13 protein-coding genes are annotated in these 14,902 nt (G+C 72.1%); 3 read left to right on the top strand and 10 right to left on the bottom strand.

The genetic code is table 11. From position 1 onward, the window contains the following. Window positions 1-42: 42 nt before the first annotated feature. A complete protein-coding gene (locus ACIP4O_RS12005; protein ID WP_401574216.1) occupies window positions 43-846 on the bottom strand; it encodes a YidC/Oxa1 family membrane protein insertase in 804 nt (267 codons plus the stop codon). Window positions 847-995: 149 nt separating this feature from the next. After that, window positions 996-1,274 carry a DUF6412 domain-containing protein gene (locus ACIP4O_RS12000; RefSeq protein ID WP_401574214.1) on the bottom strand — a complete coding sequence of 93 codons (279 nt, stop codon included), beginning with the start codon at window positions 1,272-1,274 and terminating at the stop codon, window positions 996-998. A gap of 118 nt (window positions 1,275-1,392) precedes the next feature. On the opposite strand from ACIP4O_RS12000, the gene ACIP4O_RS11995 reads away from it, so the two are divergent. Beyond that, on the top strand, window positions 1,393-2,457 hold the full coding sequence (locus ACIP4O_RS11995) for a hypothetical protein (RefSeq protein WP_401574212.1): 1,065 nt from the start codon (window positions 1,393-1,395) through the stop codon (window positions 2,455-2,457). A 9-nt stretch (window positions 2,458-2,466) separates the two neighbouring features. On the opposite strand, the gene ACIP4O_RS11990 is transcribed toward ACIP4O_RS11995, so the two are convergent. Continuing rightward, complete coding sequence (locus ACIP4O_RS11990) at window positions 2,467-3,609, bottom strand: MrcB family domain-containing protein (RefSeq protein ID WP_401574210.1); 1,143 nt, start codon at window positions 3,607-3,609, stop codon at window positions 2,467-2,469. Between the two features lie 82 nt (window positions 3,610-3,691). Then, entirely contained in the window at window positions 3,692-4,000 is a 309-nt protein-coding gene (locus ACIP4O_RS11985; RefSeq protein WP_401574208.1) for a hypothetical protein, read from the bottom strand. Window positions 4,001-4,419: 419 nt separating this feature from the next. Here ACIP4O_RS11985 and ACIP4O_RS11980 point away from each other — a divergent pair, with 419 nt between their 5' ends. After that, window positions 4,420-6,195 (top strand): discoidin domain-containing protein, encoded by a 1,776-nt coding sequence (locus ACIP4O_RS11980; RefSeq protein WP_401574205.1) that lies wholly within the window; start codon window positions 4,420-4,422, stop codon window positions 6,193-6,195. Between the two features lie 97 nt (window positions 6,196-6,292). Here the strand turns inward: ACIP4O_RS11980 and ACIP4O_RS11975 are convergent, their stop codons facing one another. Then, window positions 6,293-7,825, bottom strand: a complete 1,533-nt coding sequence (locus tag ACIP4O_RS11975; protein WP_401574203.1) for an MFS transporter — start codon at window positions 7,823-7,825, stop codon at window positions 6,293-6,295. 252 nt (window positions 7,826-8,077) lie between these two features. After that, window positions 8,078-9,625 carry a DUF445 domain-containing protein gene (locus tag ACIP4O_RS11970; RefSeq protein WP_401574201.1) on the bottom strand — a complete coding sequence of 516 codons (1,548 nt, stop codon included), beginning with the start codon at window positions 9,623-9,625 and terminating at the stop codon, window positions 8,078-8,080. 370 nt (window positions 9,626-9,995) lie between these two features. Here ACIP4O_RS11970 and ACIP4O_RS11965 point away from each other — a divergent pair, with 370 nt between their 5' ends. After that, window positions 9,996-11,321 (top strand): SGNH/GDSL hydrolase family protein, encoded by a 1,326-nt coding sequence (locus tag ACIP4O_RS11965; RefSeq protein WP_401574199.1) that lies wholly within the window; start codon window positions 9,996-9,998, stop codon window positions 11,319-11,321. 24 nt (window positions 11,322-11,345) lie between these two features. On the opposite strand, the gene ACIP4O_RS11960 is transcribed toward ACIP4O_RS11965, so the two are convergent. The 4 genes from ACIP4O_RS11960 to ACIP4O_RS11945 are packed head-to-tail and all read right to left on the bottom strand — an operon-like array spanning window position 11,346 to window position 14,749. After that, window positions 11,346-12,029, bottom strand: a complete 684-nt coding sequence (locus tag ACIP4O_RS11960; RefSeq protein WP_401574197.1) for a DUF1707 domain-containing protein — start codon at window positions 12,027-12,029, stop codon at window positions 11,346-11,348. 51 nt (window positions 12,030-12,080) lie between these two features. Next, the gene (locus tag ACIP4O_RS11955) at window positions 12,081-13,061 is read right to left on the bottom strand and encodes an ATP-binding cassette domain-containing protein (RefSeq protein WP_401574195.1); all 981 of its coding nucleotides are present in this window, start codon (window positions 13,059-13,061) and stop codon (window positions 12,081-12,083) included. Window positions 13,062-13,098: 37 nt separating this feature from the next. Next, window positions 13,099-13,947 (bottom strand): ABC transporter permease, encoded by an 849-nt coding sequence (locus tag ACIP4O_RS11950; protein ID WP_401574193.1) that lies wholly within the window; start codon window positions 13,945-13,947, stop codon window positions 13,099-13,101. After that, window positions 13,940-14,749 (bottom strand): ABC transporter permease, encoded by an 810-nt coding sequence (locus tag ACIP4O_RS11945; RefSeq protein ID WP_401574191.1) that lies wholly within the window; start codon window positions 14,747-14,749, stop codon window positions 13,940-13,942. Before ACIP4O_RS11945 ends, ACIP4O_RS11950 begins: the two co-directional genes overlap by 8 nt. Window positions 14,750-14,902 lie beyond the last annotated feature (153 nt).

Below are 14,902 nucleotides of genomic sequence, written 5' to 3'. Positions count from 1 at the left end.
CACGTACGGGGTTCCACGACGTGCCCCGCGCCCACCCCTCGCTCAGGCGGTCACCGCCCTCCCGTCCCGCTCCGGCGTGGCCGGCTTCCGCTCCCGGTACAACACCGCCCGCTCCACGGCGCTCCACGTCGTGCTCGTGACGATGTAGAGCGCCCCGGCGAGCGGGACGACGGCGACGCTGATCAGCGTGAAGTAGGCCATGTACGGCATGAACCGCGTGAGCGCGCCGATGCCCGGCACCTGCTGGCCGTCGGCCGCCGCGAGGGGCGAGCCGGCGCCGGCGAGCTGCCGCTTGTTGCGGCGGCTGCTGAAGGTGGCGACGGCGGCGACGAGCGCGAAGAGCGCCACGTACACGAGCCCGCGCTCGCCGAGGAGCCCGCCGTGCGCGAGCGCGTCGCCCCAGTGGCCGCCGAGCGGGGCGGCGAAGAGGCGGTGCGGGAGCAGGTGGTTGGGCTCGCCGCCGATGCGGGCGCTGGAGAAGACGTGGTAGAGGACGAAGAAGAACGGGAGCTGGCACAGCATCGGCAGACAGCCCCCGAGCGGTGAGACGCCGTGTTCGCGGTGGAGCTCCATGAGCGCGCGCCGCATGCGCTCGGGGTCCTTGGCGTACGTGCGGCGCACCGCGGCGATCTCGGGCGCGAGCCCGGCGCGCTCCCGCTGGCCGCGCGCGGCGGTGCGCGAGAGCGGCAGCAGCAGGAGTCGTACGCAGGCGGTGAGGACGACGATCGCGGCGGCGGTCGCGGCCGTACCGGCCAGGGGCTGGAGCAGGTCGGCGAGGTAGTCGACGACTCCGGCGCACAGGCCGAAGAAGCCGGAGCCGGACGGGTGGAACGCGGGCAGGGACATGGGTCCTCCGGGGCCTCACAGGGGGATGAGCGGACCTGTGCGGCGGCGCGGCGGACCCCCGTACGGCGGATTGCCGCACGGACGTCCCGTACGGCGGATCTCGTACGGAAGCGGGTGGGATGCGGGCCCAGAGGGCCCCGGGGCCCGGGTCAGCCGGCCGGCGCGGTGAGGCGACGGCCGGGTGCCCGGGGGCGTGGTCGCCCGGAGGCGTCGGGGTCCCGCTGGGGCAGGAAGGCGGTGCGGCGGGCGCGCTCGCGGATCGTGGTGCGGACGGCGGTGGGCGCGACGAGCGGGACGCCGAGCGCGGTGCTCAGCAGGCAGACGGCGAGGGCCCCCGCGGTGACGGCGACGGCGGCGGGCAGCAGCCCGGGCTCCGCGCCGAGGGAACCGGCGAGGACGAGCAGGACGAGCGCGAGCAGACGCGGCATTCCGGCCCCCTTCCCTCTTCCGGTGATCCCTGGCACCCCTCCAGACGAACCGGGTCCCGGAAAGGTTCCCGGCCGGTTGGTACTCCGTTCGGGGCGTGCCCGGCGCTACCGTGTGGCCATGCGCCCCGAAACCCCCGCCGAGACCCCCCAGGCCCCGCCCGTCGCCCCCGTACCGGCGGCGCGACAGGGCGAGAGCGACCGCGAAGCCCACCTGGAGCAGGCCCAGCGCCTGGAACGACTGGCCGAGCGCCACCCGGAGGACGCCGAGCAGCTGCTCCTGCGCGCGGCGGCGCACTTCGAGCTGGCGGACGACCGCACCCGCGCGAGCACCTTGTACGACGGTCTGCTCGCGGGCGCGCCCGAGGACCCGGCGCTGATCCGCGCGCTGAAGGCGGCGAACCTGTGGGAGTACGGGCACGAGGCGGAGGCCCAGGCGATCGTCTCGGGCGTGCGGGCGGCGGCCCCGCGCACGCCGGCCCCGTGGATCGTGGTGGCGCAGGCGCTGGAGGCGCACGACGAGCTGGGGGAGGCGCACGCCACGTACGAGGAGGCGGTGGCGCTGCTCCTCGACGGCTCGGCCCCACCCCCGTACGAGGCGCGCCCGCTCCTCATCGGCAGGCACCGCGTCCGCCGCCTGCTCGGCCTGGAGCACGACGCGTGGGACGCGATGGCGGACGCGCTGAACCCGGCGTCGGTCCCGCTGGACGAACTGCACGACCCGAAGCGCACGTGGGTCCTGGGCTCCGACAGCCCCGAGGAACTCCGCGCCGAGATCACCCGCCTGCACGCCGAACTCGCCACGTACCGCGCGGCCCTGTCCCGCCCCTTCCCGGTGGCGGTCCTGCACTGGCCGCGGCCGGAACTGACCGAACTCCTGACCTCCTACCCGGCCCTCGCCACGGAGTACCCCTCCTACGAGGCCCACACGGCGGCGATCGAATCAGCCCTCCGCGACCTCGCCGCCTCGGCCATCCCCAACCTCGGCATCGTCCGCGCCACGGTCCCCTCCTACGAGGCCTTCGCCGCCGCCGAATCCACCCACCCCACCACCCCGTCCCTCCTCCCCCTCTACACCACCACCCTCGCCACCCGAGCCCTCGCCACCCCCTGGCCCCCGCACCCGGGAGCGGAGTGCTGGTGCGGGTCGGGGGCGGGGTACGAGGGGTGTCATGGGGTGGGGTGAGGGGGGACTCTAGACAATGCCCCACTCTCGCGCGAGCGTGTTGCCAGCCCAGCCACCGCGCCCATCAGCCCACACCGCGCCAAAGCCGAGATCCTCGATATACGGTTCGAACGCTTCGCCCACATTCTCGGAAAATAGCGCGAGAAGGTACGGCTCGTCCGAGCCTTCGGCTCGATAGAGGAAATAGCGGTACTCGAGAAGCTGAGCCACAGCCTCCCGCACCGCAGGCATAGCCTTCCCGTCCTTCACAAACTTCGCTTCGACGAGAACTTCCGGAGCACCAGAATAAAGCAGACCCGCTTTTTTTAGTACGATATCGCGCGGGTGAACGCCATCTGTCACGGGAATGAATCCGCGCTTGAGGACATAGCGGCCGAAACTGGCGACTAGAGCCTCGTGATACCTGTTACGAAGCTGAGAACTCTCAGCGAGCTTGACGTGATAGGCGGTGTCGTCTTTCGGGTGGAAGTGCGCGAGGGGATCCTCCTCGAGGAAGGAGGCCGGCTCCCACTCCCGCAGAGATGCCTCAGCGCCCGCGCGCTTTTCACTGAGGAGTTGATTCAAGGAGCTGATTTTTTCCGCAAGCGAATCTTCACCCGCCGCCTGATAGAACATGAGAGCGGCTTCGATCAGGTCCTCTTGCAGAAACCTTTCGTCAGGCAGGTCCTGCGTCGCATAGCGCCGCGCGAAGACGTTCGCCGCCTCATAGGCACGGGGCCGCTCGGCCGGGTCGCGCAGCGGCATACCGACGCTCCACCCAGAAGAGGGCGTTTCTCCGAGGTAGGCCCGAATGCGCCGACCATTCCTGCGAAGCTCTCGCCTCTTTTGCTTGCCCCGACCAAACTCTGCGTTCAAGTGTTCTGAACCCTGCTGGATCGTAAGATACACATCCCATAGATCCGCGCTAAATATATAGGCAATATACAGCCCCGACTTAGGGTCGCTATTTACCCCATCATCAAATACCCCTATCCAGGGGGTGGCAGCGGCGGAGGTCTGACCTCCATGCCCCTCTGCACGAAAACCGGGCGGAAGCGGCAGATCGAGCGATCCTACGCCTCGAAGGATTTTTTGACCTTCCACGTCGCGGCCCGTGCCCTTCCGGCGGTCATACGTCCGGGCGATCTCGCGCAATAGGTTCCGCATCATCATGCGGGAGAACTTACGCCCCACCTCGACATGCGCGGCAGCCAATTAAGCGCCCGGAAGGGCACGGTCCGTCTCACCCTGAGAATCAGCCCTTCCGCCTCCGGTCCGACACCACCCACGCCGCCCCTGCCGTCGCCGCCGTGACGACCGCTACCGAGGGCCAGGCGCCGAGTTTTTTGGCGAGGGGGTGGGAGGCGCCGAAGGCGGTGAGGTAGGTGGCGGTGAGGGCGGTGGCGGTGCGGGGGGAGGTGGTGCGGCGCCACTGGAGGTGGGTGATGGTGCCGGCGGCGGCGAGGACGGCGCCGCCCAGGCGGCGGTTCTTGGTGAAGCGGGCCGTGGCGTAGCCGCCGAGGAGGCCGGCGGCGGCTATGGGGGCGGAGGGGAGGGTGGGCATCGGGTGACCTCCTGGGTCGGTGGGGCGGATGTCGGCTTTGTTCAGTGTTCGAGATTAGCCCTGGGGGGCTTCGGTGCCGAAGGTGGCCCGGTACGCCTGGGGGCTCACGGCGAGCCCGCGGCGGAAGGGGGCACGCAGGCCGGCGGGGGTGCCCGTGCCGGGGCGATCGTCCAGGGGGGAGCGGTGGCGGCGCTCGTGCCGTTCCTCGGAGGGCTCGCCACAGCGCTCGACTCCGTGCGCTCCCAGGGATTTTGCGCTCAGTCATCAGCAAGTTGTGGCATGTGGTCATGAAATTGCGTTCCGCCGTCTTGTCCCCCGGAGTGCCGGGGCCGTACGGTCACCGCGGAGCCCGAGCCGCCGCGTGCTCTCCCCGCACCTCCCCCACCATCGAGCCGCACCGCGAGGAACACATGGCTGACATGAGCATGCCCGAAACTCCCTCCGCCCCCGCCCCCGCCCCCGCCCTCGACCCCGTCCCCGGTCTCCGCCGTCGCACCTTCGTCGCCGGCTCGCTCGCGGCCGGTGCCGTCACCGCCGCCGCTGGCTCCGCGCGGGCCGTCGAGGGCACCCCCGCCACCGCCTCCGCCGCACCCGCCGCCTCGCCTCCCGGCGACGTCGTCGGGAAGATCACCGTCGGCTACCAGGGCTGGTTCGCCTGCTCGGGCGACGGCGCGCCCATCAATGGCTGGTGGCACTGGTCGCAGAACTGGGGGCAGCCGCCGTCCCCGGGCAACACCGCGATCGTCAGCTGGCCCGACGTGAGCGAGTACGAGCACACCTACCGCAGCGCGTATCCCGCGCTCGGCAACGGCAAGCCCGCCAACCTCTTCTCCTCGTACGACCAGCAGACCGTGGACACGCACTTCCGGTGGATGCGGGAGTACGGGATCGACACCGCCGCGCTCCAGCGCTTCAACCCCAACGGGGGCGAGGGCGCGACGCGCGACGCCATGGCGCAGAAGGTGCGGCTGGCGGCCGAGAAGCACGGGCGCAAGTTCTACATCATGTACGACGCGACCGGCTGGACGAACATGCAGCCGGAGATGAAGGCCGACTGGCTGAGCAAGATGAAGGCGTACACGGCCTCCTCGGCGTACGCGTACCAGAACGGCAGGCCGGTGGTGGGCATTTGGGGCTTCGGCTTCAACGAACCCAACAAGACCTGGTCGGCCGAGGTCTGCCTCGATGTCGTCAACTGGTTCAAGAGCCAGGGGTGTTACGTGATGGGCGGCGTCCCGACGCACTGGCGGCGCGGCGTCGAGGACTCGCGTGCCGGGTACCAGGACGTGTACCACGCACTCGACATGCTCTCGCCGTGGATGGTGGGGCGCATCGGCTCGGTCGCCGACGCCGACAACTTCTACGCGAACGTCAACACCCCCGACCAGGCCGACTGCACCGCGAACGGCGTGGACTACCAGCCGTGCGTGCTGCCCGGGGACCTCCAGGGCGGGGCGCGGGCCCACGGGAACTTCATGTGGCGGCAGTTCTACAACATGAAGCGCGTCGGGGTGCAGGGCATCTACATCTCGATGTTCGACGAGTACAACGAGGCCAACCAGATCGCCAAGACCGCGGCGACGGCCGCCGACGTGCCCGCCGGGTCCGGCATCAAGGCGCTCGACGAGGACGGCACGGCCTGCTCATCGGACTACTACCTCCGCCTCACGGGCGACGGCGGGAAGTTGCTCAAGGGGGAGATCCCGCTCACCGAGAAACGGCCCACACCGACCGTCGTCGGGGGCGGCGGCGAACCCGAACTCCCCACCGGGGACCTTGCTTTGCGTCGTACCGCGACCGCGAGCGGCCAGACGCAGGGCTACGCGCCCGGCAATGCCGTGGACGGTGACGCGCGTTCGTACTGGGAGAGCCCCAACAACAGCTTCCCGCAGTGGATTCAGGTGGACCTGGGAACGAGCCGGCCCGTGCGCAGGCTCGTGCTCTCGCTGCCGCCGGACGCGGCCTGGGCGAAGCGGACGCAGACCGTCGAGGTGCTCGGCTCCACCGACGGCTCCGCCTTCACCTCGCTCTCCGCCCCGGCCGGTCGCGTCTTCGATCCGGCCAAGGACGCCAACAGCGTCACGATCACGCTCGCCTCGACGGCGAACACCCGGTACGTACGGGTACGGTTCACGGCCAACACCGGCTGGCCCGCAGGGCAGTTGGCGGGGCTTGCGGTGTACGCGGCGGGCTGAGGCGAGGGGGTACGGGGCGGGCGGCACGTACGTGCGGGTGCGGGCGCCGCACGCACCTCCCGCCCCGTACTGCCGCCCCGTCCCGCCGAACGGCCCCCTACGCCGCCTTCTCCGTCTGCGACAGCGGCTTCGCGATGTCCTCCAGGCCCCGGCCCTCCGCGTCGACCGCGAGGAAGGCCGCCACCAGGCCCGCCGCGCACATGAGGCCCGCGCCGATCGAGAAGGCGAGTGCCGTGTCGCCGGGGACGCCGGACTCGGTGAGGTCGGCGAAGATCAGCGGGCCCGAGATGCCGCCCGCCGCCGTGCCGATCGCGTAGAAGAAGGCGATCGCCATCGCGCGGGTCTCCATCGGGAAGACCTCGGAGACCGTGAGGTACGCGCTCGAGGCGCCCGCCGAGGCGAAGAAGAGGACCACGCACCAACAGGCCGTCAGCGTCGTCGCGTTGAGCGAGCCGCGGTCGAAGAGCCAGGCCGTGATGAAGAGCAGGACGCCCGGCAGGATGTACGTTCCCGCGATCATGACGCGGCGGCCGATGGTGTCGAAGAGGTGGCCGAGGACGAGCGGGCCGATGAAGTTGCCCGCGGCGATGACGGCGAAGTAGTAACCCGTGTGGCCGCTCTGGACGTCGTAGAACTTCGTGAGGATCGCGCCGAAGCCGAACGTGATCGCGTTGTAGAGGAACGCCTGCCCGATGAAGAGGGAGAGGCCGAGCACGGCGCGCTTGGGGTAGTGCGCGAAGACCGTCTTGGCGATGAGACCGAAACCGACGCTCTTGCGCTCGTGGATCGTGATCTCGCCCGCCGGGGGCGGAAGTTCCTGGCCCTTCTCGGTCTCGACGCCCTTTTCGACGTCCGAGACGAGGCCCTCCGCCTCGTCCCCCTGGCCGTGGATGAACTGCCAGCGCGGGCTCTCGGGGACGTGCCGCCGCACGAGGAGGATCACGAGGCCGAGCACGACGCCGAGGGCGAAGGTGAGGCGCCAGCCGACGTCCTTCGGGAAGATGCCCGTGTTGAGCGCGAGGATCGAGAGCAGCGCGCCGCCGATCGCGCCGAGCCAGTAGCTGCCGTTGATGATGAGGTCGACGCGGCCCCGGTACTTCGAGGGGATCAGCTCGTCGATCGCGGAGTTGATCGCCGCGTACTCGCCGCCGATGCCGAAGCCGGTGAGGAAGCGGAAGACGAAGAACCACCACGGCGAGAAGGACAGCGCGGTCATCGCGGTCGCGCCGAGGTAGACCGCGAGCGTCACCATGAAGAGCTTCTTGCGGCCGAACTTGTCCGTCAGCCAGCCGAAGAAGAGCGCGCCCGAACAGGCGCCGGCAACGTACAGCGCCGCGCCGAGCCCGGTGACCTGCGCGGACGTGATCGGCAGGCCCGAGCCGGGTTCGGAGAGACGGCCCGCGATATTGCCGACCGTCGTCACTTCGAGTCCGTCGAGAATCCACACCGTGCCGAGGCCGATGACGATCATCCAGTGCCAGCGGGACCACGGGAGGCGGTCCAGGCGCGCGGGTACGGAGGTGGTGATCGTGCCGGTGCCCGAGCGCCCGGGCGCGGCGATGTCCGCCGCGTCGTCCGGCCCTCCGGAAGCCCGCTGGTCGGGGGGCCGCTCGTCGGAAGGCTGAGCCATGGTCCGGTACCTCCTCGTGAGCGGCGACCGCGACGGGTGTGCGGTGCACTATTCGCCGGATGCCCCTCGGGCGCGCGCTCATACGGGGGCGGGGGAGCCAAGCGGGTGGTGAGTGGGTCCGGCGGGGGGTGCGCGGACCGGCGCGCGCCGCACCCGCACGGGCCCCGCACCCGCAGGAGTTCCCGCGCCCGTACCCGCCCCGCACCCGCAGGAGTTCCCGCACCCGTACGGGCCCCGCCCCGTACGGCCCCCTCAGGCCCCCAGCGCGTGCGAGACGGTGTAGATCACCAGGCCCGCGAGCGAGCCGACGACCGTGCCGTTGATGCGGATGAACTGGAGGTCGCGGCCGATGTTCGCCTCGATCTTGCGCGAGGTGTGCTCGGCGTCCCAGCCCGCGACCGTGTCGGTGATGAGCGAGGTGATCTCGGTGCGGTACGTCGAGACGACGTAGACCGCCGCGCCCTCGACCCAGCCGTCGACCTTCGCGCGCAGCCGGTCGTCCGCGCTCAGCCGGCCGCCCAGCGAGAGGAGCGCGGTACGGGCGCGCAGGCGCAGTTCGCTGCGCTCGTCCTCGGCGGCGGCGACCATCATGCCGCGCACCGTGCCCCAGACCGTCGCGATGAGGTCCTGCACCTCGGCGCGGCCGAGGATGTCGTTCTTGAGGCGCTCGACGCGGGCGCGGGTCGGGCCGTCGGCCTGGAGGTCGCCGGCGAAGTCGGTGAGGAAGCGGTCGATCGCGCCGCGCGCGGGGTGGTCGGGCATGTCGCGCATCTCGGTGACGAAGCGGAGGAGTTCCTTGTAGACGCGCTCCCCGATCCGCTTGTCCACGAAGCGCGGGGTCCAGCCGGGCGCGCCGCCCTGCACCGCGTCCATGACGGAGTCGCGGTGGGTCACGAGCCAGTCGTGGGCGTGCACGCACACGAGGTCCACGAGCTTGCGGTGCCCGCCGTCGGCCACGAGGCGCTCCAGGAGCCGCCCGAGCGAGGGCGCGACCTCCGCGCTCTTCGCGCGCCGCGTGATCGCCTCGCCGACCACGGCCTGCACGTCGCTGTCGCGCAGCACCGTGAGCGCCCCGCGCAGCGCCGTCGCCGCCTCGGCCGTCACGCGGTCGGCGTGCGCGGGCTCGGCGAGCCACTCGCCGAGGCGGTGCCCGATGCCGATACCGCGCAGCCGGTCCCGTACGACGTCACCGGAGAGGAAGTTCTCTCCGACGAAGCCGCCGAGCGCGGCCCCGAGCTGGTCCTTCTTCTGCGGGATGATCGCGGTGTGCGGGATCGGCAGCCCGAGCGGGTGCCGGAAGAGCGCGGTCACGGCGAACCAGTCGGCGAGCGCGCCGACCATCCCCGCCTCGGCCGCCGCCGCGACGTACCCGGTCCAGGCGCCCGCGTCGCGGTGCCCGAGCCACGTCGCGAGCGCGTAGACGACCGCGACGAAGAGCAGCAGCCCGAGCGCGAAGGACTTCATGCGCCGCACGCCCCGGCGTTTCTCCAGGTCGGCGGGGGTGAGGTCGACGGGGCTGCGGGCACCGCCGAGCGCGCGGGCGACGGAGCCCACGGAGCCCTTGCGAGGCGGGCCGCCTGTGGCGGTGGCCGAGGCTGTACGGGGCGGGCCGCCCGGACCCGTGGGCTCGCCCGGACCACCCGCAGGGCCACCCGGCCCCGCCGGGCCACCCGGCCCCGTGGCACCACCCGGCTCCGCGGCCGCGCCGCGCCCCGTACCGCCCTCGGCCCCCCGCTCCGCCCCTGCCGCCCCCGCCGCCGAGCCGTCGCCGCCCGTCGGTCCCCCTGAAGCTCCGCCCATGCCGTCCTCCGCTCCCGATCCCGTGCCCACTCCCGGTCCGGGTCCCGGTTCCGTCCCGGCCGCCGGTCCCGACCCCGTGATTTTCGCCTCACCCGCCCCCTGCGTCCCCATCGCCCCGCCGCCCCTTCCTCACCCTCGTGGCCTGCCGCGGCCCGCTGTCGCGGCCCCTCGCGCATCGCCCGGAGCTGGGCTTCGGGGACGCGAGGGGCCGTTCCCATTGTCCCTACCCCGTTCGCCGGGGGAACGGATCTGCGATTCCCGGCGTCTGTCGGGACGAAGGGTGCGTACGGCACGCCCCCCACCCATGTCGCATCATGGGATCGTCCGACCGGAGCCTCGGGCTCCCGCTGTCCGAGGAGAAACCCCGTACATGACCAAGCGTCACGGTTATGGCGTGCTCGCCGCCGTCACGGCCCTCGTGGTGCTGTGCTCGACCGCGATCTTCCTGCTCGTGACCGGCTCCGGGCGGAGCAAGGACGAGGACACCGTCACGGCGGCCCCGCCCGCCGCGCGCGGCTCGGCCGCTCCGGCCTCCTCGGGGAGCTGGGTCGGTACGTGGTCGGCGCCGCCGAGCGGGGCCGAGCCGGGCACGCTGATCGAGGGCCTCGCGGGCCGCTCGGTGCGCAACGTCGTGCACACCTCCGTCGCGGGCGAGGCGACGCGCGTCACCCTCTCCAACCTGTACGGGCAGCAGCCCCTGTCGGTCACGAGCGCGACCGTCGCCCTCGCCGCCGCGCCCGGCAACCCCACGGCGGCGGCCGGCACCCTGCGCCGCCTCACCTTCGGCGGCACCACCACCGTCGTCATCCCGGCGGGCGGCCAGCGGGTGAGCGACGCGGTGCGGATGAGCGTCCCCGGCGACGCGGACCTCCTCGTCACGACGTACTCGCCGCTCGCGAGCGGCCCCGTCACCTTCCACGCCCAGGCCCGCCAGACCAGCTACCTCGCCGAGGGCGACCGCACGAGGGACCCGGACGGTGCCGCGTACACCGCGCAGTCCTCCTTCTGGCGGTACGTCACCGCCGTCGACGTCCTCAGCCATCGCGTGGCCGGGACCCTCGTCACGCTCGGCGACTCGCTCACCGACGGGCTGCACTCCACGACCGGCGCCAACCACCGCTGGCCCGACCGCCTCGCCCGCCGCCTCGCGGCGGAGCAGGGCGCCCCGCCCTACAGCGTCGTGAACGCCGGTATCAGCGGCAACCGCGTCCTGCTCGCCGGAACGGGCCGCCCGGCCGACAACCCGGCCGCGCTCGACCGCTTCGACCGCGACGTGCTCGGCCGCTCCGGGGTGAAGGCCGTCTTCATCGACCTCGGCATCAACGACATCCTGCGCGCCCCGCAGCAGTACGACGCCCGGCGGATCGTCGACGGACTGCGCGAGCTGACCGCGCGGGCGCACGCCAGGGGCCTGCACGTCGTCGGCGCGACGCTCATGCCCTTCGAGGGCCACCGGGGCTACTCGGCGCGCGGCGAGCAGACCCGGCAGGCGGTCAACGCCGAGATCCGCTCGGGACGCGTCTTCGACGCGTACGCCGATTTCGACCGGGCACTGCGGGACCCGGCCCGCCCGGCCCGCCTCGCCACGGCCTACGACTGCGGCGACCACCTCCACCTCAACGACGCGGGGTACCTGCGGATGGCCGAGACGGTGAACCTGGCGGACCTTAGGGGGGCGGCTCCCGCGCAGCTGTGAGGGCCCCGCGCGGGCGCCCCGCGCTCAGTCCTCCGCCTCCAGCTCCCCGCGCTTCCGCTCCTCCTTGAGCCTGCGCTTCTCGCCCTTCCGCTCCTTGCGCTGGACGCCCACCCCGCCCATCAGGGCCAGGCCCTTCACCGTCACCTGCGGCGAGTCCGGCGGCCCTTCGAAGAACTGGTCGCCGCCGAAGCCGCCCATGATCCCGATGCCCGAGACCCGTACCCGCAGCTCGGGCGGGACCACGACGCCGATGCCGCCCCAGATCGTGAAGCAGCGGATGACCGTCTCGCGGTCCTCGAAATCGGCCTCGCGCAGGTCGATCTCACCGCCGCCCCACATCGCGAAGGCCGTGAAGGCCCTCCCGATCACCCAGCGCCCCCGGCGTGCGAAGCCGCCGAAGAGCGCGAAGGCCCCGCGCGAGGTCGCCTCCGCGCCGACCCGCCCGACCCGGCCCCCGCCGGGAGCCGGAGCCGGAGCCGTGGTGGGCGCCGCGCCCGTGGCGCTCTCCGGCAGGTCCCGCGTGAGCGGCACCAGTTCGCCGTACGTGCGGGCCGCGTAGGCCGCGCCGAGCCGTACGTCGAACTCCTCCATGTCCAGGCGTCCCTCGGCGACCGCCTCGCGCAGCCGCTCGGCCACCCGCTCCCGGTCGGCGTCCGAGGCGCGCAGCTCCCCCCGGGCGAGCGGGGCGTCCGCTCGCGCTTTGGTCATATCCGTTGTCCTGGGCGGTAGTTCGGCCCGCTCGTCAGTCATACGACCACCCTACGAGGTCACCGCGTCGCTCCTGCCGCGCGCGTACATCCGCGCGATGACGGACTCGATGTCCGGCTCGCGCACCGAGAGATCGGCGAGCGGGTAGTCGGCCGCGATCCGCGCCACGAGCGGCGCCGCCGAGGCCCCGGCGGGGAAGGCGAGCCACTGACGCGGCCCCTCGACCCGTACCGTACGGGCGCCGGGCACCGAGACCGCGGGCAGCTCGCGCTCCAGGTCGAGGACGAGCATCCGCTCGCTCCCGCCCAGCGCGTGCAGCCCCGCCAGGTCCCCGTCGTGCACGAGCCGCCCGTGGTCGATGACCATCACCCGCGTGCAGACCTGCTCGATATCGGTCAGGTCGTGCGTCGTCAGGAGCACCGTCGTGCCCTGCTCCGCGTTCAGCTCGCGCAGGAACTCGCGCACCCGCGCCTTCGAGAAGACGTCGAGCCCGATCGTCGGCTCGTCCAGGTACAGCACCTCCGGCGAGTGCAGCAGCGCCGCGCCGATGTCGCCGCGCATCCGCTGCCCCAGCGAGAGCTGCCGGACCGGTACGTCGAGCAGGTCCGCCAGCTCCAGTTGCTCCACGCAGCGGTCGAGCGTCTCGCGGTAGCGGGCGAGCGGCACGTCGTACAGGTGCCGCATGAGGCGGTACGAGTCGATGAGCGGCAGGTCCCACCACAGCGTCGTGCGCTGGCCGAAGACGACGCCGATACGGCGGGTCAGCGCGAGCCGCTGCCGTGCGGGGTCGAGCCCGGCGACCCGCAGCCGGCCGCCCGAGGGCGTGAGGATGCCGGTGAGCATCTTGATCGTCGTCGACTTGCCCGCGCCGTTCGGCCCGATGTACCCGACCATCTCGCCGCGCCGCACCCGGAACGAGATGCCGTCCACGGCCCGCACCGCCCGCTTCTCGTACCGCAGGAACGCGGTCCTGCGCCGGAGCGTGAACTCCTTCTGAAGGTCTTCGAGGACGATCACGTCGTCGCTTTCCACTGCTTCCACCTTTCCACCACCGGTCACGGACACCGCCTCAGCTCCCCGTCGAGCGATACCCCCGCAGCCCCGCACGCCACGCGAGACCCGCCAGCGCGAGCGCCGCGACGGCGACGAGCGGGGGCAGCAGCGCGCACCACGCCGGCAGGCCGAGCGGCGCGGGACGGCCCAGGAGGTACGCGCCGGGGACCCAGTTGACGAAGGAGAGCGGCAGCACGAACGTCACCGCGCGCACCACCTCCTTGGCGAAGACCGTCGGCGGGTACTGGAGCATCGTCTGCCCGCCGTACGTGAACGCGTTCTCCACCTCGGCCGCGTCGTTCGCCACGAACTGGAAGGCCGCCCCCGCCACGTACACAGCGCCGAAGATCGCCGCGCCGCTCACCGCCGCGTACGGGATCACCAGGACGCGCCCGGCGTCCCAGTCGATGCCCGCCGCGCCCAGCCCGTACGCCAGCACCACGAGGCCCTGGAAGGTGCGCCCGAGCCGGTTGAGCGAGAAGCGGTCGGCGGCGATCTGCGCGAGGACGGGGGCCGGGCGCACGAGCAGCGCGTCGAGCGTGCCGTCGCGCACGCGCTGGCCGAGCCGCTGCGTCGAGCCCAGGAAGAGGTTGCACAGCCCGAAGGAGACCGAGGAGAGCCCGTACAGCACGGCGAAGTCCGGGAGGCCGTAGCCGCCGAGCGCGTCGACGTGCGAGAACATCAGCAGGATCACGACGAAGTCCAGACCCGTGATCGCCGCCTGCGCGAAGAGGTTCAGCGCGAAGGAGAGGGGATACGCGAGCATCGAGCGCACCCACATGAGACTCACCAGCCGGTACGCGCGCAGCCCGGTGCGCAGGGCGCCCCGCTCCCGTACCGCCGTGGGGCCGGCCGTCTCAGCCACCCTGGACCACCACCCTGCGTGTCGCGGCGGACTGGACGAGGCGCCCGAGAGCGAGCAGCAGCACGGCCCAGCCCGCCTGGAAGCCGTACACGCCGAGCAGCGCGCCGCCCTCGTACGTACCGAGCAGCACATCGGCGGGGACCTGCACGAGCGAGGCCCACGGCAGCGCGCGGGCCACCTCGCCGAGCAGGCCGGGGAAGACGTTGAGCGGCAGCGAGACCCCGGAGAAGAACGTCGCCACGAAGACGTGCAGCCGCGTGATCCCGTCGCCGTGGAGCAGCCAGAAGGCGGAGAGCGCCACGAGGTAGCGCAGCGCGAAGCTCACCACGACCCCGAGCGCGACCGCGGCGAGGAAGGACAGCCAGCGCGAGGGCGCGGCGGGGATCGCGAGGTCGAAGAGCAGCGCCCCCGCCGCGAAGGGCACGATCCCCCGCCCGAGCAGGTGGAACGCCGCGCGCCCGAGATCCCCGGCGAGCCACCACGACTGGAGATCGACGGGCCGGTAGAGGTCCACGGCGATGTCGCCGGCGCGGATGCGCTCGATCAGCTCGACCTCGAATCCGCCTCCCATGACCATGGAGGTCATGAGTATCGCCTGCCCGATCCAGACGTACGTGAGCGCCTGTGAAAGCGTGTAGTCGCCCAGGTGGGGACGCTCCTGCCACAACGCCTGATACGTATAGGCGAGAATGACGCCGAACACCGTGTTGGTGAACACCCCGGCGAAGGTCGCCCAGCGGTACGTCGCGTAGCGGCGGAACCCACCGGCGGCGACTGCCGCATAGAGCCGAACGGTGCGCACGACACCTCTCTTTCGGTGCGGATTTTCCGCGCGAATGGTGTGGATTCGGCCTCTCGGGCCAAAGTCACGACCCTAGAGGGGAGCCGTACGCGCGCGCCACGCGTTTTACACGGGGGAGGGATCACGAGCCGCCGAGGCGGGCACCGTGTTCCG

Source organism: Streptomyces sp. NPDC088923, from assembly GCF_044749745.1.
Lineage (GTDB): Bacteria > Actinomycetota > Actinomycetes > Streptomycetales > Streptomycetaceae > Streptomyces.
The sequence above is the reverse complement of the archived record's forward strand: the minus strand, read 5'-3'. Positions and strand labels throughout refer to the sequence as shown.